The following is a 21806-nucleotide window of genomic DNA, read 5'->3' on the forward strand; positions in this document are numbered from 1 at the left end:
GGAGTTGCGCTGAGAGCGCGAAACTTCAGGAAGGCTCTCTCAATTCTCTCGTTGACGAATAATATTGGTTTTACGCCCGATAATCCTCTGGCAAACCAGAGGTTATGGCACTGCTAATCAGCAAAGGCTGACAAGGAATTATATTAACGAGGCTGGCAAATATAGACCAGTGCTGGGGGGAAATTACGCACGACGCGAATTCTCTTCCAGGTAAAATAACGGGAGAGTAACGGTTCAGAAAGATGGCTATATTGAAAGAGGACTAGCACCCCATTGTTTGCACGCAAACGCTGTTGAGCCTGTTGTAATATTCTGATACTGACCTTGGTTGGAATCGATAACAGCGGTAAACAGCAAAATACAGCGTCATAATCCTGATCCAGTGCTTCAGCAGAACGGCCAACCACCTGTAAACGCAGATCTTTAATTTGATGCAGTGCATGAACAAAATGGGGTTGAATCTCATAAGCCTGCAAACGTGAGTTAGTCGACATATGCGATAAAATACGCTTAGTCAGTACCCCATCCGCAGCCCCTAATTCGGCAATATTGAGATTCTGTGTCCAATTAACCTGATTCAACATCGCCTGGCATAACCAAGGCGATGAGGGGGCTAATGTACCCACGGTGCGGGGTGAGGCAATAAAGCGCTGTAAATAGGAAAACTGACTTTTAAAATTACGCCGGACAGTGTTTAACATAGCCTCTCCTCGGAAAACCGAATGGACTACAATAACACCTTATATTTCTTAAGTTCTCATTAAGATTGCTCTAAAAATTGATTATTTCCATCAAAAAAATAATGGCTTCAATGCGAATGAAAAAATGAAATGAACAAGCCCATTGTTAACGAGGATACTTTGCTGTCACTAACAGGCTTGTGGTATGAATGAAAAAGAATCTATGTGATAGACGAACCATATAAAAATATATTTATATACTAATACTGTATCTAAATATTTCGTTATTTAGCTCTTATCATAACAATTAACGATAAATCTCGGCGCTGGCAATGTACCTGCTGGAATCACCAGGGTTACTCATGCCGATAATCCGATAGTAACCAGCACCACTCGCCATCGCTTTAGCATCCAGAGCTGACTCAACATCCATCGGTGAACCACTAATATTAGACAGCGAAATCACCCCCATGCTTTGCAGCTTAGTGGCTTGAGTTGAATTAACTTCTTGTGCAGCCATAGTGGTAAATGAAGCGGTAGCAATAAGCGTTGCTGCGATGACAGGTAATAGTTTCATAATATGCTCCAACTGACAGGTTATCTGTAACATCTTGTAGGCGTCAATTATGGGTGCAGCAATGCAAGGAGACGTAATGCAATGTAAAGAAGTTCAATCATTGTGAGGGGAGTAAGGAGAAAATACATGAATTTGTGTCAAATCCTGCCGCTACCATAAAATAAAAAATGAACAATACTGAATGCAGGCGTCAGTATATTATCACCGACACCTGTTTTTAGAAATAATTAGTCTCGTTTTGCAACAATCATTATTATATCGCTGGTAAATGAGCCATCTACCCGAATTTCATAATGTCGAATAACACTCTCTGACGCCAATTTTTGCAACTCACGAATAGCCGTAGCAAAGTGCAGTGGTGTGCGCATTCGGGCAATCCAGCTACTGTACTCCAAAAACAGCCGATCTAACGTGACCTCATTTATGACTAACCCGGCATCAGTAAACAGTGACAGCCATTCGCCAGGTGAATAATTCCTCACATGCGAGGTATCACGTAATACCTCCACCGTTTGCAAATAGATATCCAGCACCGGGTTACCGGGAGACGCTACATCCATAAAAATAACGTTCCCTCCGGGGCGTAACACCCGTTTGACTTCGCGTAATGCCAAGCCAACATCATGCCAGTGGTGAGCGGAATAACGGCTGATCACGATATCAAAACTGTTATCAGCAAAAGGCAATGATTCTGCAAGCCCTTGCTGCACATTAATATTAGTCAGTTTTTTATCTGCCGCGGCCTGGCTCACCACCTGTAACATTTGTGCCGAAAGGTCATAAGCAACGACTTCTTTCACCACCGCAGCGGCGGTAAAACTGGCATGTCCTGCACCACACCCCAGGTCCAGTAAACGGGCATCACCATGAGGTTGCAATAGTGCCATCAGGCGCTGTAAATCATTACCTTGAGCATGGACCGCACTGGTCAGATAGGCATTAGCTTGATCGCCAAATTGCCGCTCCACTGCATCTTTATGGCTATTTTTTACTGTCATTATGGCCCAGCCTATGGTTTAACTGTTTAAGTTAGCGAGTATCAGACATTAATCAATGTAAACTCTGAGACAAAATTACTATACCCTAAATAATGAGAAGGGTAAGTAGGCCAGAACATCACAATAGCGCGGTTTTATTAAGGTAAATATGATGACAACGCTCAGAGCAATGCGTACTGAGGAACTCTATGATTATCGGAATCTCTTTATAACTGAGTATGCGCAAGATTTATCATCCAACAGTGGTTATAGTGCCGAGCAAGCACTGACTTATGCAGCACAGCTCTTTGATGGTTATCTGCCTGAGGGCGTTAATAGCATCGGCGATTATCTGTATTGCATCCAGAATAAAGATAAGATGAGTGATGATGACCAACGGGTAGGTTATTTATGGTATAGCTTAGGTAAGGATGATACTGCGGCCTTTATTAAAGACTTCTATGTATTGCCCGCTTATCAACGCAAGGGCTATGGTTCGGCATGTATGCAGGCACTGGAACAATTGCTCATTGCTCAGGGCATATTTGAGATAAAACTAAGAGTGGCGGCAGATAACCCACAAGCAAAACGATTATATGAACAGATGGCTTTTGTAGTGACGGGATTTAATATGTCCAAATCGCTGAAACCCAAATAGCCACGACAACCCTCTTATTACGGGTAATGGCAATATTCATAGGACGCTCACAGAACTGCAAACGAGAAAATAAAGCCTGACAACCGGACGAACAGTGATTGAAGCGTGATACCCGCTGTTCCTCTGATAAGTCAGCCTAAGACAAAGTTGAATGGAAATTAAAGCGTTTTATCCTCATCCATCTGTTGCAATTTATTTTTGTACGACTTCACTTTCTGGCGTTTCTTCATCCAAATAGAAAATGATACGACGAAAATTCCGCCTGCCAGGGTTAATACACCTAATTCATGCTGATAAAACAGCATAATAACGAAATAGAGAGCAGAAATAATTGCTACCCATTTAGCCGAATGACCAATAGAGCTTTTTTCGTCAGTCAAACGGCGGATACTCTCTTCTTCACTGATCCCCATACTTAATCCTCCTTGTTGGCGAAACTTTATCTTCTCAATTCTCTTGGTTAATTGTCTCTATAATATTGGGGCAGTTGCATGATAATTCAACATATTTTTTAGCTTTATTTTATACAGTCGGGATAACTCTGATTGACTATCCCGACCAAGCCGATACGTACTACAAAGTAATAATCAATTCATACTCACCGCCATCCAGCGCTACCCGTAACTCATTGGGTTGAGATGGAATAACGCAGCCATTCAGTGTGACGGTGCTAATCCCCTGCCCCCGTTCAGCAGGGCTTTCGACGCGAATAACATAGCGGGTGTTCTCCAGATTAACCGTCGCCTCAAAACCAGGCCAACTGGCGGGAATACAAGGATTAAGTACCAGTTCTTTTCCCTCACGGCGAATACCCAGAATGCCTTCAATCCCCGCACGATGCATCCAGCCAGCAGAGCCGGTATACCAAGTCCAGCCGCCGCGCCCGACATGAGGTGCCACCGAATATACATCGGCGGCAACCACATACGGCTCAACTTTGTAACGCGCGATTCCTGTTGCGGTATTACCATGATTGACCGGATTGAGTAATGCAAACAGCCGGTGGGCTTTATCTCCCTCCCCCAACGCCGCAAACGCTAAAATCGCCCACATAGCCGCATGACTATATTGCCCACCGTTCTCCCTTAATCCCGGTGGATACCCTTTGATATAACCCGGATCATCCTGCGTTTTATCAAAAGGTGGGGTGAACAGTAATGCTAAACCATCATCAGGGCGAATCAGATACTGCTCCAGCGAGGCCATCGCCTGCGCTCTTCGTTGCGAATCTGCACCACCGGATAGCACTGCCCATGACTGTGCAATCGAGTCAATCTGACATTCATCGCTGGCTTTAGAACCCAGCCAAGTGCCGTTATCAAAGGTTGCACGACGATACCATTCACCATCCCATGCCTCACGTTCCAGCGCGGCAATGACTGCCGTGAGGTGATCTTGCCATAGCGTAGCGCGACGGGGTTCACGTTCAACCGCCAGTGGGATAAACATTTTCAGCGTTTTCACCAACAACCAGCCCAGCCAAACACTTTCTCCTTTCCCCTCCTCACCGACCCGATTCATGCCGTCATTCCAGTCGCCGGTGCCCATAAGTGGTAAGCCAAGTTCGCCGGTCAGTTCGATACATTGATCCAACCCTTTGGCGCAGTGCTCAAACAACGAAGCACTCTCCTCAGCCACCAGCGGTTGGAAGAAAGCATCATGCTCGCCCGGATGCAATATCGGCCCTTCAAGGAAGGGCACTATTTCATCCAACACCCCAGCATCACCGCTGGTAAGAATGTAAGTTGCGGTGGCGAAAGCGAGCCAAACCCGATCATCAGAAATACGCGTTCGCACCCCTTGCCCGGAATGGGGGAGCCACCAGTGCTGAACGTCGCCTTCGACAAACTGCCGTCCAGCGGCACGCAACAGATGATGGCGGGTAGTATCAGGTTGGGCAAAGGTCAGTGCCATACCATCTTGTAATTGATCACGAAAACCATATGCGCCACTGGCCTGATAGAACGCAGATCGCGCCCAAACACGACATGCCAGCGTCTGGTAGAGCAGCCAACCATTGAGCATGATATCCATCTGCCGATCCGGTGTTTTTACCTGAAGGGTTTCCAATAGATTACGCCAGTAATCGGTGACCTCCGTCAGGACGGCATCTAAATCTGCATCGCGATAGCGCGTAATGAGATCCTGTGCTTTCATGACAGTGGCGCACTGACCGATAAACCACACCACCTCGCGCTGCTCGCCCGCCGCCAGTTCTACCGTCAGTTGTAATGCACTGCACGGATCAAACCCGGCTCCCGTCACCCCAGATAGCGGCGTCTTACTCAACAGTGCGGCTGGGCCACTGGTGTTACCATAATGGCCGAGAAATTCACTACGATCCGCCGTCCAGTGACTTTGCTGACCATTTAAATCGGCAAACGAGACTCTACCGGGGAAAGCGGTGCTCCACGGATTACGGGCCAGCATCGCACCTGTTGAATCATCCATCTCAGTGATAATAAACGGCCCCGTAGCACCACGGGAGCTGGCCAGAACCCACTCTGCATAGGCCGTAACGGAGATTCTCCGCGGTTTATCCGACATATTGTGCAACGTCAGGCGAGATATCTTGATGGGATCAGCCAGCGGTACATATTGCAACAGCGATAAACCAATACCGTTGGCCTGATGTTCAAACCGGCTGTAGCCGTGACCGTGGCGGGCAATATACGTACCGCCATCACGAATCGGCTGCGCAGTAGCCCCCCACAGTTGGCCTGACTCTTCATCACGCAGATATAAACATTCACCACAAGGATCGATGACCGGATCGTTAAACCACGGAGTTATCTGATTTTCGCGACTATTTTCAGCCCAACTATAACCGCAGCCTTCGGCTGAAACCTGAAAACCAAAGGTCTGATTAGAAATAACATTTATCCACGGTGCCGGGGTATTCTCTCCGTCATTCAGGTAAGTCACATACTCCCGTCCATGCAGACCAAAACCCCCCAGCCCATTAAAGAACTCCAGATCATCCGGTAGGGGTAACAACGTTGCGGTTGAGGTATTGGCTGATTTAACCAAGGTAAACGGCATTTTTCGATCGGGTGCCAGCGCCTTTTTATTCTGAGCTAATAGCCGTTTATCCGCGCTGAGGAGTCGCTTATCTGTGGCGAACAGTTTTTTGTCCGACCGAACCACTTTTTTATCCAGCGTGAACAACAGGTGATTAAGCTGATTGGCTAACCGGCCATAGCGGGCAGAAAGCACCACGCGCGCGACCGATTGCAACAAGGCGCGGGTATCGGCACTCATTAAATCGGCGCGCAAGGCATAAGCCGAACCTTGCCTTAGTTCATCCCCCATACGTGGCCGCGACTGGCTACTGCGTACCGCCGTTTCTATGGCAATTTGTAAATCCTGTACATAAGAGGATGCCCGCTCATTGATGATAACCAGATCAACCGCCAGACGCTTCATGCCCCAGTATTCATGCGCGCGCAGTAGCTGCCGCACCTGCTCGATATCTTCAATATCATCAATACGTATTAAAACGATAGGCAGGTCGCCAGAGATTGATTGCGCCCATAGCTCGGACTGAACACCGGCACCACGTATAATCGTTGCCGAAGGCGAACGGAAGCGGGAGTCGGCATACAAGATAGGGGCGGCCAGTTGTTGAAAATCGGCCGCTTCATCGGCTTTAATTTCCAGATGGCGCAATTGCACCTGTGCCTGTGTCCACGCCAGTGTTTTGGCCCGGTCATAAGCACTGCGGTCGCGGTGTTTATCCACCATATCCAGCAACGCTTCTTTTGATGATGCAATCAGCGTCCAGAAAGAAACCGTCACCGTCTTTCCGGCCGGAACCAACAGGCTTTGGCGCAGCGAGAATATCGGGTCTAACACCGTGCCAACAGTATTAGATAAGTCCTTTCCTACCTGCATGGCAGCAGACGTTGCCACCCGGTTACCACGGCCAATAAATTTGGCGCGATCTGATTCATATTGCAATTCACGCACCGCCAGGCCATCAGCCACGCAGAAATGCGCCGCCCAGACTTCAGGCTCCTGCGCTGTCCGTGGACGGCGGGTCGCAATTAATGCGCCCAGCTCAGGTAGAAACTCCGTGACCACAAACATTTTGGCAAATGCCGGATGAGCGTTGTCGGTTGATGGTGCGGTGAGTACCACCTCAGCATAAGAGGTCAGTTCAATCTCACGGGCGCGGCGACCGGTGTTGAGCAATGAGATGCGCCGCACTTCACCATCATCTTCGCTGGATATCAGCACATTCATGGTACTGGTTAAGGTACCGTCGCGGCAGATAAATTCAGCATGATCCTCACCAAAGACAACCTCACGATGCGCATTCTCACTGGCCGCTAATTGCGATCCCGCAGACCAGCTACGGCCACTGCGTAAATCGCGTAAGAAAATAAATGAGCCGTAATCATCACAAGTCACATCCTCCTGCCAACGGGTCACCGCCACATCTAACCAGCGGCTATAACCCGCGCCAGCAGAGGTCAGCATCACGGCATAGCGGCCATTGGAGAGCAGATGGGTAATCGGTGCCACGGCAACCGGCGATGACAGGCGACGTAGCGTCGGTAGAGCACTGTCAGCGACCGTGGAAAGCAGGACTTCTTCAGTGCGTGGATAGCTAATGGCGACGTTGCGCGGCATCCGTTCCTGCAACAACAATTCGCAGGCTTGAATCATCGGTTCATGATGAAAGCGATTACGCATCCGCCCCTGATGCAACGTGTTGGCAATAGCCACAATGGTCATGCCCTGATGATGTGCCATATAATTACGCACAATCACCATCTGCTCATTTTCCGGCAAACGTGAACGGGTAAAATCAAGAGCCTCATAAAAGCCATAACGCCCCAATGCGCCCATTTCGGCAAGCCGCTCATAATTTCTTAGTGCGCCATGCGGATCAATCATCGTTGCCAACCCGGTGGCATAAGGTGCAATCACGGTATTTTCTGACAACCCGCGCTTCAACCCCAAGCCCGGCACACCAAAGTTAGAATATTGGTAGGTAAACTCGATATCACGCGCACTGTATGCTGACTCGGAGATCCCCCACGGGATATTCAAACTACGCCCATAAGCCTGTTGGCGCTCAACAACCAACTGGTTGGTTTGCTCCAGTAAACTGCCCGCCGGTGCACGCATCACCAGTGACGGCATCAAATATTCAAACATCGAGCCAGACCATGAAATCAAGGCTGCGCCGTGGCCAATCGGTGTGGCAGCCCGCCCTAAGCGGAACCAATGGCGGGTCGGGACATCACCTTTGGCAATAGCAAATAAGCTGGCAAGACGGGCCTCAGAAGCCAGTAAGTCGTAACAGCTCGGATCAAGGCTGTTATCCACCAGTGAATAACCGATGGACAACAGTTTGCGTTCAGCATCGAGCAGGAAAGCGAAATCCATTGCTAACGCCATATGACGCGATTCAGCGGCCAGTTTCAGCAATCGGTCATTGACCTGCTCTTGTATCTCTTGAGTCAGTTGCTGGTCATATTCATGTTCAGCCGCAGCCAGATTCAACGCTTCAATCCAATAGCTCAGATCAATAAATGCGTTATCTTCAATCGAACGGGCAACGCCATGTACCATCGCTGATGCCTTGACCAGTAGCGGCTTTAGCGTCAGTGGCAGCATTTCTGCATCACTCACACTTTTTAAATCCATGCGTATTTGTTCCAATACCGCCCAGAGTTTGCGCTTAAAATCTTTATCTCCGGCAGGTAAGTGTCGAAATGCCTCCTCGGCCAACAACAGGTTATCCATCAACCCGTTTGCGCCATTGGCAGCCAGGGGTTGTGTCACCCACTCCTCGCAGGTATTGGCCAGCACAATTAAATGACCGGCGAGATTTCCACTGTCAACGGATGAAACATAAGCCGGTTCCAGCGCACGCAGGTCTTGTGTGTCATACCAGTTAAAGAAATGCCCTCTAAAACGAGCCAGCTTATTCATTGCCTCAAAGGTGGCTTCGAGCCGCACCAATGTGCGATAGGTGCCTGCCCAGCCAAAATCGCGTGCGGCCACGGTCGAGAGAATGTAAAGCCCAATATTGGTAGGCGATGTGCGGTGCGCCACCACCGGTTTTGGATCTTCTTGAAAGTTGTCCGGTGGCAACAGGTTTTCGCCAGGAGTCACAAAAGTTTCGAAGAAACGCCAGGTGCGGCGGGCAATCAGACGCAACTCAGGAATATCGTCCTCCGTCATTGAGTTACGTCGTGCAACCTGACGGGAACGACTGACCCAGAGTGCAATTGCTGGGGCAAATAACCACAATGCTGCAAACGGCAGAATCAGCGGCCACGCGGTAGGAGACCCCCTTAAAGCGATGGCCGCCATCAGTAAACCAAAGAGTGTACCACCGGCCATATGACGATAAAAACCAGCTAATCCGGGGCGCGGTTTACCCGCAGATTGGGCTGCGGTAGTCCATTCCAGCAAATGGCGATGCGTGATAAACAGGCGAATCAGTGTGCGGCCAATCGCATCTGCCATCTGCCAGGCATGATCGGCTAAAAAAACCACGGAAAGCAGCGTTTGGTTGCCTGCCCGTTTAACGTCATCCAATAAGGCACGCAGATGGTTGCTAAGGCGAATATTCGGGGCAGGCCATAAAGAACACAACACGGGCAAGAAGAAGGGGATTGCTATCAACAAGATAACCAGCAACACCCCACACCACGCAACGGGCATAGGTAACAACCAACTGATCCCCAGCAAAAGCAGTATTAGGGGAGCAATCAATGAACGCCGCAAGTTATCGACCATTTTCCAGCGCCCCAGCAGCGGAACCGCTTTACTGTCTTTGGTGCTGCTGACCACCCAACGGAGTAACTGCCAATCGCCACGGGTCCAACGATGCTGGCGTTTGGTCACAACATCGTAACGGGCTGGCGACTCTTCAACCACTTCGATATCAGAGGCTAAACCCGCACGAGCAAATATGCCCTCAAACAGGTCGTGGCTGAGTAGGGTATTTTCCGGCACCCTACCGGCCATTGACGCTTCAAAGGCATCGACATCATAGATCCCTTTGCCGGTATAAGAGCCTTCGCCAAACATATCCTGATAAACATCTGAAACGGCGGCAGCGTAAGGGTCCATACCACCTGGGCCTGAGAATACCCGTTGATACCGCGACCCTCCCTTCCCCGTCGGTAGCGCCAGTGTGACTCGGGGCTGAAGAATGCCATAACCATCAATAACCCGTTGTTTATCTGCGCTAAAACGTGGCTGGTTGAGCGGGTGTGCCATTTTACCGATCAGGCGAATAACCGCATCTCGCGCAAGACGAGTATCGGCATCTAACGTGATGACATAGCGCACATCAGCAGGCACCTGTGGCTCACCGGCGGCGGTGGCAATAAACGAGGTGTCTGTCGCCCCGCGCAACAAGCGATTTAACTCATGTAACTTCCCTCGCTTGCGTTCCCACCCCATCCAGCGATTTTCGCTCTCATTAAACATACGCTGGCGGTATAACAGCAGAAAACGCGGGCCTGCTGAACCGGAACCATATCGTTGATTCAGTGCTGAAATAGCCTCTGCGGCAATCTCCAGCAACAGGCTATCACTCGGTAATACTTGTTGATCGGCATCAACGCCATCTAACAGTAACGCAAAGGTCAACGAGCCACCCGCGCCGGATAAATGATGAACCTCTAGCTGCTCGATTTGCTCCAGTAGTTCGGTTTTTCCGGTGAGTAACGTAGGGACTACCACTAATGTGCGCAGCTCTTCCGGTACACCCTGGGTTAACTCCAGCCCCGGTAAAATCGTGGCGCCAAAGCTCCATGTGATAACCCGGTTAACCCATGCGGTGGCCACTTCGGTCGCAGGTAAGAACCCGATCACGGCAAATAAGATCCACCAGCCCATATCCAGACCGGGGTAGGAGAGCAGCCACAAAGCCAATGCCAGTAAAGCGCTGGTCACCAGTAGAATAGCGCTGATATAGCCGCCAATTCCCAGCCGAACACTCAAACGGCTGAACCATAAACGGGCTGAAGGGCTGAATCTGAGCTGGTTTTCTAATTCACGCCTTCCGGCACCAATTAGGTGGTAGCCGGGATCACGACAGCGCTCAACATTTTCCGCAGTAACAGTTGCTGCGGCCTGCTGCGCCGCCTGCAAAGCATATTCAGTCACCTCCAGCTCAGTGAACGTTGAGCCACGGCATAGTTGCTCAATGGCGCTGCGATATAAATTACGGGTTTGAAAATCCATACGGGCGAAAGTGCCCTGCTGCCGCAGACATGCATCCACCAGACTGACACTCTCGAACAAATCAGCCCAGTCAATATCAGAGATCACACGCATACTGGTGATGACATTTCGCACCGAAACATTAGATGCCCCCTGGCGTAATTGCGCCTGTTGCACCACCTCACTAACGGTCACGCCCTGTAACTTCAGCCGATCCTCCAGCCACCCGAGCGCCGGTGTGGTACTGGGGTCTTGATCCCGCAAATTTTTCGCCAGATGGGAAGCAAACGGCACAGAAAGCGGCTCACTGGAATGCATAACGTCGTCAGATTCCAACGCTAACGGATTACCGCCAGCACTCAGTAAACGAGCCGCTAATGCTTCGGCATCCATACGCGCTTTACGGCCCAGCATTATCTGATCCGCTAATCGGCGCAAATTTTCGATAAGCACGATACGCAGAGTAATCGCCACCGCCCACAGTTCACCTATCGTCAGCGGTTGAACACGCTGATAAGCCATGATGAAGCGACACAAAACTTCAGGATCAAGATGGCTGTCGGTGTGTGCCACAAATGCCCAGGTAATGCCAAATACCCGTGGGTAACCAGCAAATGGCCCGTCTGCCAGTTTCGGTAACTGACGATAATAGCCCGGTGGCAAGTCATCACGGATCTCGCGAATTTGCTCTTCAACCAGATGATAATTATCCAACAGCCACTCAGCGGCGGGAACAACCGCCCGCCCCCTTTCTAACTCTGTGGCACTGGCCCGATATGCCGTCAATAATCTATCGGCGTTATTACTCAGTCGTGTATGTAAGGTAGATACTTTGGGTGGCTGGGCCGTGACTGACTGTGCTCTGGCAAGGCTTTCGGCGTGCTGCTCTAACCGTTCGACACTGAACAGCTCTTCTCTTACCGGAGCAGAATCGTGCCAGGGTGCCGCACTCTTGCGCGGTCCGAGGATAGCCTGTAGCAATGATTTCATAGATAACCTTTCTGGTCGGGTTGCTCATACAGTCTTAGGGCAATCTGCATAACAAAAGTCAGGGATAGCGTGAGAAAAGCGCATCCAGATGAGCCTCAGGTATGTTTCCTGAGCCGTGCGAGCCGCGTGACATTGAACAGAAAACACCCTAGTAGGCTGAATGCTGCCAAAGTGCAGAATGAAGGTGAAAAGCAAAAGCCTGATACGCCAAAGCGTTCAGTCAAAAATGAGGCGAGTAAAGGCTGACAATACGCAATAAGCATACGACAGCAAAAAAGCTGAATAATATTAAATATAGCCTAAAAGAGAAATTATGGATCAGGGCGCGAGATGAGAGAGATAAATCAGAAGGTTACAGTAGCAGCTAGCATAGAAAATAAATACCTGTTACCTGGTCACTATGACACCGACCGCAGGTATTCACCCCATACTTTCAGTGACTCAGTATCTTACTGAAATTTTCGCGCTTTGGCCGTTTGCTGTTTTTCCAGTTCAAAAATAGCACGTTGTAACCCTTTTTCCTGAATAGGACTTAAACGAGGGAATTTAAAACTCAAACGTTGCACGGTGAGGGTTTCACCTTTGTTATTTACCACTTGTTTATCAATGGCTCGGATAAATTGCAGATCCACTTTAAAAATACCAAAGCCACATAAATCTACCGAAACATCACACAGAATACTGCACCCCTGGAGTGGGAACTCACTGCCTTTCGCGGCATACAACCCCATGCCTCCCAGAGAGATATCAGCCAGTGTATAAGAGAACTTACTGCCATCAGCAAATTTCCCAGTGCAATAATACGCAGGCCATTGCGGTATATTGACGCGGAAATATTCCCGCCGCTGAATGAAATAGAGCTGATCCGGAATCGCCGTGCTAAAAGCAGGCAATGATAAATATTGAATATCTTTCAGTGCATTACAAATAAACTCAATTTTGGCACCGGTAGGTTCGGCAATGATGGTGAGCTGTTGTGCTGCCAACGCTAATATGTTTTCATGTTCCACACTGCCAAAATCAAAAATAAATTGATTAGTCTCAGGCAGCACATCCAGAATACGGCTAATAAACTGCCCGCGAGCATGAACGACCATCACTGCCGTATCATTCTTCTTTAAATCGCGAAGAATTGCACAGATAGCTAATTTATTCGTTTTAACAAAGTTCTCTTTAGACGTTTCGCTCATCTGCCAATCCCCATCTTTAATTTATCGCTCTGGCAAGCCAGATTATTATCAAAATGAACAGAAATAGTAACGGTGTTATCGGCAGGTGAAAGCATAACTTTAACGATTTATTTTTTGGATGTGTTAATTCAGGATAGTTTACTGGAGCAGCAACAGGGTTGTGGAACATTTATTATCAGCAAAAACCTCAAGCATGATAATAATTATCTAAACAGTTCTACCAAGGCATCAGAATTTAAAACCATGCGAGCACCACAGGCGATTGCCAGTCAATCAAATATCACCTCTAACGATAAGACTTATTATCTCAATCAATTACATGATGCCGACAAACACTTTTACCCGTCATCCCAGCCCGAATATTAGATATAAAGCGATACCGACAGGTGCCGAATATCGCTTTACTGAATTGCATCTGTTCAAAATAAATTAGCTACGGACTAAATCATCGCCATAGCCAATCCATTTATAGGTTGTCAGCGCCTCTAATCCCATCGGGCCACGGGCATGGAGTTTTTGCGTACTCACGGCAACTTCCGCTCCCAAACCGAACTGACCGCCATCGGTGAAACGAGTGCTTGCATTAACATAAACTGCTGATGAATCAACTGCTCGCACAAAATGTTCAGCGCTACTAAGGGAACGGGTCAGGATGGCATCCGAATGGCTGGTGCCGTGTTCGCGAATATGATCGATCGCAGCATCGATGTCAGCCACGATAGTGACATTCAGATCCAGTGATAACCATTCATCATCGTAATTCGCCGCATCGACGGCCACGACCTGCGCTTTACCCTCTGCCAGATAAGGCATTGCCTGTAGGCTGGCATGTAATGTCACCCCGAACGCATACATTCTGGCACTCAATAGCGGCAAGAACTGCTCGGCAATTGCCTGATGAACCAGCAATGTTTCCAGCGAATTACAGGCACTTGGCCGTTGGATCTTGGCGTTTTCAATCACCAATAGCGCTTTTTCAAAATCAGCACTGTCATCGACAAAGGTATGGCAAACACCAATCCCACCGGTGATAACCGGAATAGTCGATTGCTCGCGGCACAACCGATGCAAACCAGCCCCACCACGCGGAATCAACATATCCACATAACGATCCATACGTAGCAACTCATTCACCAACTCACGATCCGGGCTTTCGATGGCCTGGACCGCTGCCGCAGGCAGACCACACTGTTCCAGCGCCCGCTGAATCACTTTGACTGTCGCCTGATTGGTGTGGTGAGTCTCTTTACCGCCACGTAAAATGACCGCATTACCGGTCTTCAAACATAAGCTAGCGACATCAATCGTAACATTGGGGCGAGCTTCATAAATAACACCAATCACCCCCAGCGGGACGCGGCGGCGCTCTAGTTTCAAGCCACTGTCCAGCAAGCTGCCATCAATAACACGGCCCACAGGGTCATTCAGGCGACATACCTGACGCACATCATTGGCAATAGCGGCTAAACGCGGAGCCGTCAATAACAGTCGATCAAGCAGTGCTTCGCTCATACCCGCCGCGCGCGCCACCGTCATATCTTGTTCGTTGGCCTGTAAAATGGCATCACTTTCCGACTCCAGCAGGTTCGCTATTACTGCCAGAGCCTGATTTTTCTTGGCCGTGCTCAATACGGCTAATTGCCAGGAAGCCTGTTTTGCAGCTTTCCCCATCTGTTCCAGGATGCTCATACTTGCTCCTTAGCTGACAATCATATCGTCACGATGAACCGCCACCGGGCCATATTCGTACCCGAGAATTTCGCTGATTTGTTGCGAGTGGTGCCCCGCCAACATGCGCAGCGCATCGCTGTTATAGCGTGACACGCCGTGGGCCAGATCGCGCCCATCAAGATTACGAATTCTAATCACCTCGCCACGCGAGAAATCGCCTTTTACGCTGCGAATACCTTTCGGCAGCAGTGAACTGCCACGCGCCATAATTGCGTCTACGGCACCATCATCTACCGTGATTTCACCCGCCGGTGGCGCACCGAAGATCCAGCGTTTGCGGGTTTCCAGCGGTGTTTCCAGCGCGTGGAATCGAGTGCCGACTGGCGTGCCGTCAATCACATCAGCAATCACACCCACCTGGCTGCCCGCCGCGATCACCACATCAATACCCGCACGGCACGCAACGTCAGCCGCTTGCAGCTTGGTCGCCATACCACCGGTGCCCAGGCCAGAGACGCTATCGCCGGCAATGGCGCGCAAAGTATCATCAATGCCATGCACTTCACGAATTAATTCAGCTTGCGGATTGTTGCGAGGATCGGCGGTGTATAACCCAGCCTGATCAGTCAACAACAGCAGCTTATCGGCACTGGCGAGGATCGCTGCCAGCGCAGAGAGATTATCGTTATCGCCCACTTTGATTTCAGCAGTGGCAACAGCATCATTCTCATTGATAACCGGCACTATGCGGTTATCCAGTAAAGCATTCATGGTATCGCGGGCATTCAAAAAGCGCTCACGATCTTCTAAATCGGCGCGAGTCAGCAACATCTGACCGATATGGATACCATAGATGGAAAACAGTTGTTCCCAGAGCTGAATTAACCGGCTCTGCCCGACTGCGGCAAGCAGTTGCTTGGATGCAATGGTGGCGGGGAGTTCGGGATAGCCCAGATGCTCACGCCCGGCGGCAATCGCCCCGGAGGTAACAATAACGATACGATGACCTTTTGCGTGTTGCTGGGCGCACTGGCGCACCAATTCAACAATATGGGCACGATTAAGACGACGGGAACCGCCTGTCAGAACACTCGTCCCCAATTTCACAACCAATGTCTGGCTGCCACTCATAATTTTTCTGCCGTTGGGATGAAGAATAAAAGAAAGGGTATAGGGGTCTTTTTAGCAGGTGGGCGACGTTATGCCAAGCACTTTGCAGATCAGCGTCTTAATTGGCATTGCAGGTTGGATATACCCGTCATATTTCAAGCTGCATATGCGTTGGCTGCTTTCGTTCACCCGAATCACTTACCTGAGTAAGCTGGGACTAATGAGCCTCATCCTTGAGGCTCACCCTACGGGCTAGCATAAATGCTGTTCAAATCGATTCCCGACCGATTTGTCTCTCCGTTGCCGCCTTCCCGCAACTCGCATTATTTAGGGTACAAGCCTGCAATGCCAGTTAAACAGGCCTATTCTTATGCCGACAACTTCACGGGTTGCTCGCTAAAATCTTGTGCTGGCTCCAGCCTCATTTCAATCGAGGTAAGCATCTCTTTAAGACGTTGATGGAAACCGCGCAATGTAGTTTCCAGTTTCTCTTGTACTTCAGAATCTTTAATCTTTTCTACTTTCCAGTTACCGTCTTTATTAAACAGGCCAAACTGGTAAACATAGGTAAAATGGTCAGCCGCCGGTTCCAGCTCTAACCACCATCCCCAGAACTCACGCTTCTCTGGAGCAAGCTTCACATTGACGCACACCGCCAAACAGTCAAAGAAAAAATGGTCGTTCTGACACTGCCCTTCACGTAGATATGGCCCTAAAGCTGCAAATCGTTTCATAAGCTTACTTTTAGGATGAGCACTGGTTGACGTCATTCTTAAATCTCCTTATGTAGAAGATCCTTTGTAGCAAACTGCTAAAAATTAGCAACTCATTAACGCATTTTATCTTCTAACCACTGGCTGGTTTGCAGTAATGCACGGTGGAAATTGTCATACAGCGGCGTTGATGGTATAGGCAGCAGTTTACCGTCGGCAGAGGAAGAACAAATAAGTTTAGCTTCGTCTTTCGGGCTAAACGGATCATTCTCCCAAAAACCCGCCAACATTGGCGTTTGGCAGCGTCGCCCTAATAACCCTTGAGTTTTTAAAGAATAGCGGTTCATTTCTGCTCTAAGTATTTCATCCGCAGCATCCGCCATACCTAAGCGACTGGCCATCACATCCATATACATGTCGGGAACCTTGCGCTGACTATCTGCGTTGCATAAAAGGTGGTGAACGATCGGCCCCAGGCACGCCACAGCGCGCACACGTTGCGGCTCCAAATACCCCAAACGCACCGCCACATTGGCACCAAAGCGGAAACCAAATACACTGACGCGCTGATGGTCAACCCACGCAATATTCGGCAATGCCTGCAATACTTGCTGATGCAGGAAACTGGTATCCTGAGTGAGTTTCCAGCGTGATGAAGCCCCGACCGATGGCATATCAATGGTCAACATCGCGATCCCTTTGGGGGCCAGATAGTCGCGGAACAGGCGATGATAGTCACTTTGCAAGGTATCCAACCCGCCACACATCAATACTGTCGGGAAGGGGGCGCTGCCGACCGTCGGCATATGCAAGAACCCAGTAAGCGTACCGCCATCTGAGATATCAAAACTGAGTTCTTTCAAGGTGTAAGGCAGATATTTAGCCGCTTCTTCATACGCGCGGTTAGACATCACCTCGACCTGCTCGGCCAACTCATCTCCTTTCAGATGTGGGTAGCCAGCAATACTGTATAAGTTAGCCGCATTCAGCCAATATTGGCCCGCGTTTATCGGCTCAGCCTCTTCCATGGCTTTTTGCTGCCACAACATTCCCTGATGCGCCCACTCGTAGATCCAGTTACCGTTACGGTAACCCACCACGGTATCGAGCAATTCGTTATCACTGTGTTCTGCTTTCGAGCAGGCAATGCGCGATAAAACCTCTTCAATTTCAAGGGGGTCAACACCACGCCAGGTCCAGATTAGGCGGTTGATCATGCGGTACCAATGGCTGGTAGTATCACCATCCAGTGCCGAATGAACATTCATTGCATTGTTGCAATGCGCGTGCCGCACTAACGTTGAGGTTTCAGGATGTTTAAATTTTGGTTTGAACAGAATTTCAGAAAGGTTGGCTTGTGCCATGATAACAATAGCCTCCATAAGCCGTGATTCAGGCCCGTTAAGGGCTGGTCAGATGGGGTCAAGTGTACTCATACTGCGGGAAAAATGAAACGCCCGGTAAGCACCGGGCATTGAAAGCGAACTAAATTACTTACCGCTGAGTGGGGCAACGAAGGTTACCGCCATATCCCACGGTTGTTCTATCCAGGTATCCTGAGGGATATCAATTACATAGTCATCAACCAATGGACTACCTGCGGGTTTGGCAAAAATGGTGACAAAATGTGCTTTAGGATACATTTCGCGAATAGCTCTCGCCGTGCCGCCAGTATCAACTAAGTCATCAATCACGATAAAGCCTTCACCATCGCCTTCGGCACGTTTCAGAACTTTAAGTTCGCCTTGGTTATCATGGTTATAGCTGGCGATGCAAACGGTGTCAACATAACGAATACCCAGCTCACGCGCCAAAATACCCGCCGGTACTAAGCCACCACGGCTAACCGCGATGATGCCTTTCCATTGATCCGCAGGCAGTAAACGCTGCGCCAATTTACGGGCGTGAATTTGCAACATATCCCAGGTAACGACGTATTTTTCGCTCATAAAGTGTAATCCCAGCCAGTATAAGAAGTGGCTTGCCATGAATCAAAAGGGGAAAAAAGGTTGCGCGAGATTATAGTGAGGCAGGCGGATAAAAACCAGCAATTATCGGGCTAATTAATCGAAACGAATGCGGTAATCGTGCGGCGGCACGCGCACGATGCCAATGAAAGTGATATTCTCAAACTATCTCGCCATCCCGATGGCGGTTTGTCATCACCCTTAAAATCTTTAGTCATCAACCCAATAGCACCTCTGACACCTCCCTTGCGAGGCTGCCGATATGAGTATGCTGTTACAGGAGACTTACAGTGTCTGAACTGTCTCAACTTTCGCCTCAGCCGTTGTGGGATATTTTCGCAAAAATCTGCTCTATCCCCCATCCGTCTTACCATGAAGAAGCGCTGGCACAACATATTATGACTTGGGCCAAGGAAAAAGGGCTGTACGCCGAACGCGACAAGGTCGGTAATATCCTGCTGCGTAAGGCCGCCACCAAAGGGATGGAGAACCGCAAGCCTGTGGCGCTGCAAGCGCATCTGGATATGGTGCCGCAGAAAAATAATGATACGGTACATGACTTCACCAAAGATCCCATCCAGCCTTATATCGACGGTGAATGGGTTAAAGCCCGTGGCACCACATTAGGGGCGGATAATGGCATTGGAATGGCCTCTGCGCTGGCAGTGCTGTCTGATGAACGCGTTGAACATGGCCCGCTGGAAGTGCTGTTGACCATGACCGAAGAAGCCGGCATGGACGGTGCGTTCGGCCTGCAACCCAACTGGCTGAAAGCCGATATTCTGATCAATACCGATTCCGAACAGGAAGGTGAGATCTATATGGGTTGTGCCGGTGGTATTGATTTTATTACCACCTTAGCCCTAAAGCGCGAAGCAATCCCCGCCGGTTATCAGACGCTGAAACTCACGATTAAGGGTTTGAAAGGCGGCCATTCTGGTGCCGATATCCATATAGGTTTGGGCAATGCGAACAAACTGCTGGCGCGCTTCTTGTTTGAACACACAACAGATCTGGACCTGCGGGTATTGGATTTGAATGGCGGCACGCTGCGTAACGCTATTCCACGAGAAGGTTCTGTCACCCTGGCGATTGCCGCAAACAAAGTGGATCAGTTAAAAAACCTGAGCCAAGAGTACCTGGCAACGTTGAAAAACGAACTGGCTGCGGTTGAAAAGAATCTGACCATTGTGCTTGAGCCAGTTTCTAGCGAGGCAAAAGCGCTAACCAAAGAGACGCAACAGCGTCTGGTAGCACTATTGAACGCCACACCAAACGGTGTCATTCGCATGAGTGATGCCGTTAAGGGCGTGGTAGAAACCTCACTGAACGTCGGTGTGGTGACCATGAGTGAGAACGAAGCAGAGATAGTCTGCCTGATTCGTTCACTGATCGACAGCGGCAAAGATTATGTGGTGAGCATGTTAACTGCCATTGGTCAGTTAGCGGGCGCGCAAACGGCACCGAAAGGGGGCTACCCTGGTTGGCAGCCTGATCCAACATCGCCGGTGATGGCGCTGGTGCGCGAAACCTACCAGAAGCTGTTTAATAAAACACCCAATATCATGGTGATCCATGCCGGTCTGGAGTGTGGTTTGTTCAAAAAACCTTACCCGGATATGGATATGGTTTCCATTGGGCCAACCATGACCGGCCCGCATTCACCGGATGAACAGGTTCATATCGAAAGTGTGGGTCAATATTGGCAGTTACTGACCGCACTGCTGAAGGCCATTCCAGAGCGTGCATAAGCCAATCTGATTGTTTTTTTATGTTATAACGGCGGCGCTCAGGCCCGCCGTTTTTATTGGCAGCACTATTCCCAATCTAACAGCAATTGCCGTTCAAGTTGTGGGTCGAGCAACGTGACATGCAGCCCCACCAGCCGCACACCGCGCTCGGCGCGTCGTTCATCCCAGGCCATGCGTGCCACTTGCAGTAAATCTGCTTTATTCAGCTCGGGCCAGACATGTTCCTGCGTAGTTTGTTGAAAATCATGAAATTTCAATTTAATGCCCTGACGTGCAATATGCAGGTCTGGCCTAACCTTGCGTAAGCGGGTTTCCAATTCAACATAAAGCTGCTCAATCAATGATTCACAGCTTTCCCAATCGTGAATATCCTCGGCTAGCGTCTGCTCAACGCCGACCGATTTACGTAACCGGTCTGGCGATATTCCGCGCTCATCAATGCCGTGGCTGCGCTCCCACAGCACGCGACCAAATTTGCCAAATCGCTTTAGTAATTCAGCCTGTGAATAGTTTTGTACATCACCGCAAGTTGCCAGCCCCAATTCTTGTAAGCGTTTAGCGGTCACTTTCCCGACGCCGGGAATTTTACTCAGCGGCAGCTCATATAAGAAAGGTAAGATCTGGTCAGGCGTAATCACATACTGACCATTCGGCTTATTCAAATCTGAAGCGATTTTGGCCAAAAACTTTATCGGGGCGATACCGGCAGAAGCCGTAAGATTCAGCTCATCATAAATGGTCTGGCGGATCTCTCGTGCGATCAAGGTAGCGGAACCACTACACAAGGTGCAATCAGAGACATCCAGATAGGCTTCATCCAGCGACAGCGGCTCAATCAGTGGGGTGTAGCGGGCGAAAATTTCACGGATATGCAGTGAGGCTTCTTTATAAGCCGCCATTCTGCCGGGGATCACTTTGAGTTGTGGGCATAACTTGAGCGCCATTGCCGTTGGCATCGCGCTGCGCACACCAAATCGTCTGGCCGGATAATTAGCCGTGCTGATAACGCCTCTCCGATCTCGGCTACCACCAATCGCAATGGGGATATCACGCAGGCTGGGGTCGTCACGCATTTCAACCGCCGCGAAGAAGCAATCCATATCGACATGAATAATCTTTCGCATGTTATCTTTCCCCCCCGCCAAAACAACTGTACAAGTATACAGTTATTCGCAGGGGGAATTCAAGATTATCCTAATTTACAGCCAGACCAAAGCGGCCCTTCGATAAGGCACTGGTGAGCCTGAGTAATATCGTCGTAACAGATTGCTAATGGGGCCATCTTCAGCGTCCCCCGCCGTCTTACAACTTGAAATGCAGGGGTAA

Annotated in this window: 15 protein-coding genes; 3 read left to right on the top strand and 12 right to left on the bottom strand. The window is 49.5% G+C overall.

Going from position 1 to position 21806, the window contains the following annotated elements:
- Positions 1–143: 143 nt before the first annotated feature.
- The 3 genes from AT01_RS07405 to AT01_RS07415 all read right to left on the bottom strand — a co-directional run bounded on the left by AT01_RS07405 (position 144) and on the right by AT01_RS07415 (position 2255).
- Positions 144–701, bottom strand: a complete 558-nt coding sequence (locus AT01_RS07405; protein ID WP_004704450.1) for a class I SAM-dependent methyltransferase — start codon at positions 699–701, stop codon at positions 144–146.
- A 286-nt stretch (positions 702–987) separates the two neighbouring features.
- Positions 988–1257, bottom strand: a complete 270-nt coding sequence (locus tag AT01_RS07410) for a YdgH/BhsA/McbA-like domain containing protein (protein WP_042546667.1) — start codon at positions 1255–1257, stop codon at positions 988–990.
- 227 nt (positions 1258–1484) lie between these two features.
- Positions 1485–2255: a class I SAM-dependent methyltransferase gene (locus AT01_RS07415; protein WP_042546668.1), complete on the bottom strand. Its 771-nt coding sequence runs from the start codon at positions 2253–2255 to the stop codon at positions 1485–1487.
- A 151-nt stretch (positions 2256–2406) separates the two neighbouring features.
- On the opposite strand from AT01_RS07415, the gene AT01_RS07420 reads away from it, so the two are divergent.
- Positions 2407–2892 (top strand): GNAT family N-acetyltransferase, encoded by a 486-nt coding sequence (locus AT01_RS07420; protein WP_042546669.1) that lies wholly within the window; start codon positions 2407–2409, stop codon positions 2890–2892.
- A gap of 158 nt (positions 2893–3050) precedes the next feature.
- Here the strand turns inward: AT01_RS07420 and AT01_RS07425 are convergent, their stop codons facing one another.
- The 3 genes from AT01_RS07425 to AT01_RS07435 all read right to left on the bottom strand — a co-directional run bounded on the left by AT01_RS07425 (position 3051) and on the right by AT01_RS07435 (position 13268).
- Entirely contained in the window at positions 3051–3305 is a 255-nt protein-coding gene (locus AT01_RS07425; protein ID WP_004704454.1) for a hypothetical protein, read from the bottom strand.
- Between the two features lie 160 nt (positions 3306–3465).
- Complete coding sequence (locus AT01_RS07430; RefSeq protein ID WP_042546670.1) at positions 3466–12078, bottom strand: GH36-type glycosyl hydrolase domain-containing protein; 8613 nt, start codon at positions 12076–12078, stop codon at positions 3466–3468.
- 449 nt (positions 12079–12527) lie between these two features.
- Positions 12528–13268, bottom strand: a complete 741-nt coding sequence (locus AT01_RS07435; protein WP_042546671.1) for a flagellar brake protein — start codon at positions 13266–13268, stop codon at positions 12528–12530.
- A gap of 72 nt (positions 13269–13340) precedes the next feature.
- Between AT01_RS07435 and AT01_RS07440 the strand changes: the two genes are divergently transcribed.
- The gene (locus tag AT01_RS07440; RefSeq protein ID WP_042546672.1) at positions 13341–13634 is read left to right on the top strand and encodes a GntR family transcriptional regulator; all 294 of its coding nucleotides are present in this window, start codon (positions 13341–13343) and stop codon (positions 13632–13634) included.
- A 63-nt stretch (positions 13635–13697) separates the two neighbouring features.
- Here AT01_RS07440 and proA read toward each other — a convergent pair whose 3' ends face one another.
- The 5 genes from proA to gpt form a co-directional block, all read right to left on the bottom strand.
- Positions 13698–14951: a glutamate-5-semialdehyde dehydrogenase gene (gene proA / locus AT01_RS07445; RefSeq protein WP_042548542.1), complete on the bottom strand. Its 1254-nt coding sequence runs from the start codon at positions 14949–14951 to the stop codon at positions 13698–13700.
- A 15-nt stretch (positions 14952–14966) separates the two neighbouring features.
- The gene (gene proB, locus AT01_RS07450; protein ID WP_004704460.1) at positions 14967–16070 is read right to left on the bottom strand and encodes a glutamate 5-kinase; all 1104 of its coding nucleotides are present in this window, start codon (positions 16068–16070) and stop codon (positions 14967–14969) included.
- A gap of 347 nt (positions 16071–16417) precedes the next feature.
- Positions 16418–16819 carry a sigma factor-binding protein Crl gene (crl, locus tag AT01_RS07455; protein ID WP_042546673.1) on the bottom strand — a complete coding sequence of 134 codons (402 nt, stop codon included), beginning with the start codon at positions 16817–16819 and terminating at the stop codon, positions 16418–16420.
- Positions 16820–16878: 59 nt separating this feature from the next.
- On the bottom strand, positions 16879–18126 hold the full coding sequence (frsA, locus tag AT01_RS07460; RefSeq protein WP_042548543.1) for an esterase FrsA: 1248 nt from the start codon (positions 18124–18126) through the stop codon (positions 16879–16881).
- Between the two features lie 126 nt (positions 18127–18252).
- Positions 18253–18711, bottom strand: a complete 459-nt coding sequence (gpt, locus tag AT01_RS07465) for a xanthine phosphoribosyltransferase (RefSeq protein ID WP_004704022.1) — start codon at positions 18709–18711, stop codon at positions 18253–18255.
- A gap of 308 nt (positions 18712–19019) precedes the next feature.
- Between gpt and pepD the strand changes: the two genes are divergently transcribed.
- Positions 19020–20480 carry a beta-Ala-His dipeptidase gene (gene pepD, locus AT01_RS07470; protein WP_042546674.1) on the top strand — a complete coding sequence of 487 codons (1461 nt, stop codon included), beginning with the start codon at positions 19020–19022 and terminating at the stop codon, positions 20478–20480.
- A 65-nt stretch (positions 20481–20545) separates the two neighbouring features.
- On the opposite strand, the gene dinB is transcribed toward pepD, so the two are convergent.
- The gene (gene dinB, locus AT01_RS07475; RefSeq protein ID WP_042546675.1) at positions 20546–21604 is read right to left on the bottom strand and encodes a DNA polymerase IV; all 1059 of its coding nucleotides are present in this window, start codon (positions 21602–21604) and stop codon (positions 20546–20548) included.
- Positions 21605–21806 lie beyond the last annotated feature (202 nt).

Source organism: Yersinia aldovae 670-83 (genome assembly GCF_000834395.1).
GTDB lineage: Bacteria > Pseudomonadota > Gammaproteobacteria > Enterobacterales > Enterobacteriaceae > Yersinia > Yersinia aldovae.

Bases quoted from the DNA above. Each gene is read 5' to 3' on its own strand.
- AT01_RS07405 (WP_004704450.1), bottom strand. From the start codon at position 701: ATGTTAAACACTGTCCGGCGTAATTTTAAAAGTCAGTTTTCCTATTTA.
- AT01_RS07410 (WP_042546667.1), bottom strand. From the start codon at position 1,257: ATGAAACTATTACCTGTCATCGCAGCAACGCTTATTGCTACCGCTTCA.
- AT01_RS07415 (WP_042546668.1), bottom strand. From the start codon at position 2,255: ATGACAGTAAAAAATAGCCATAAAGATGCAGTGGAGCGGCAATTTGGC.
- AT01_RS07420 (WP_042546669.1), top strand. From the start codon at position 2,407: ATGACAACGCTCAGAGCAATGCGTACTGAGGAACTCTATGATTATCGG.
- AT01_RS07425 (WP_004704454.1), bottom strand. From the start codon at position 3,305: ATGGGGATCAGTGAAGAAGAGAGTATCCGCCGTTTGACTGACGAAAAA.
- AT01_RS07430 (WP_042546670.1), bottom strand. From the start codon at position 12,078: ATGAAATCATTGCTACAGGCTATCCTCGGACCGCGCAAGAGTGCGGCA.
- AT01_RS07435 (WP_042546671.1), bottom strand. From the start codon at position 13,268: ATGAGCGAAACGTCTAAAGAGAACTTTGTTAAAACGAATAAATTAGCT.
- proB (WP_004704460.1), bottom strand. From the start codon at position 16,070: ATGAGTGGCAGCCAGACATTGGTTGTGAAATTGGGGACGAGTGTTCTG.
- crl (WP_042546673.1), bottom strand. From the start codon at position 16,819: ATGACGTCAACCAGTGCTCATCCTAAAAGTAAGCTTATGAAACGATTT.
- frsA (WP_042548543.1), bottom strand. From the start codon at position 18,126: ATGGCACAAGCCAACCTTTCTGAAATTCTGTTCAAACCAAAATTTAAA.
- gpt (WP_004704022.1), bottom strand. From the start codon at position 18,711: ATGAGCGAAAAATACGTCGTTACCTGGGATATGTTGCAAATTCACGCC.
- dinB (WP_042546675.1), bottom strand. From the start codon at position 21,604: ATGCGAAAGATTATTCATGTCGATATGGATTGCTTCTTCGCGGCGGTT.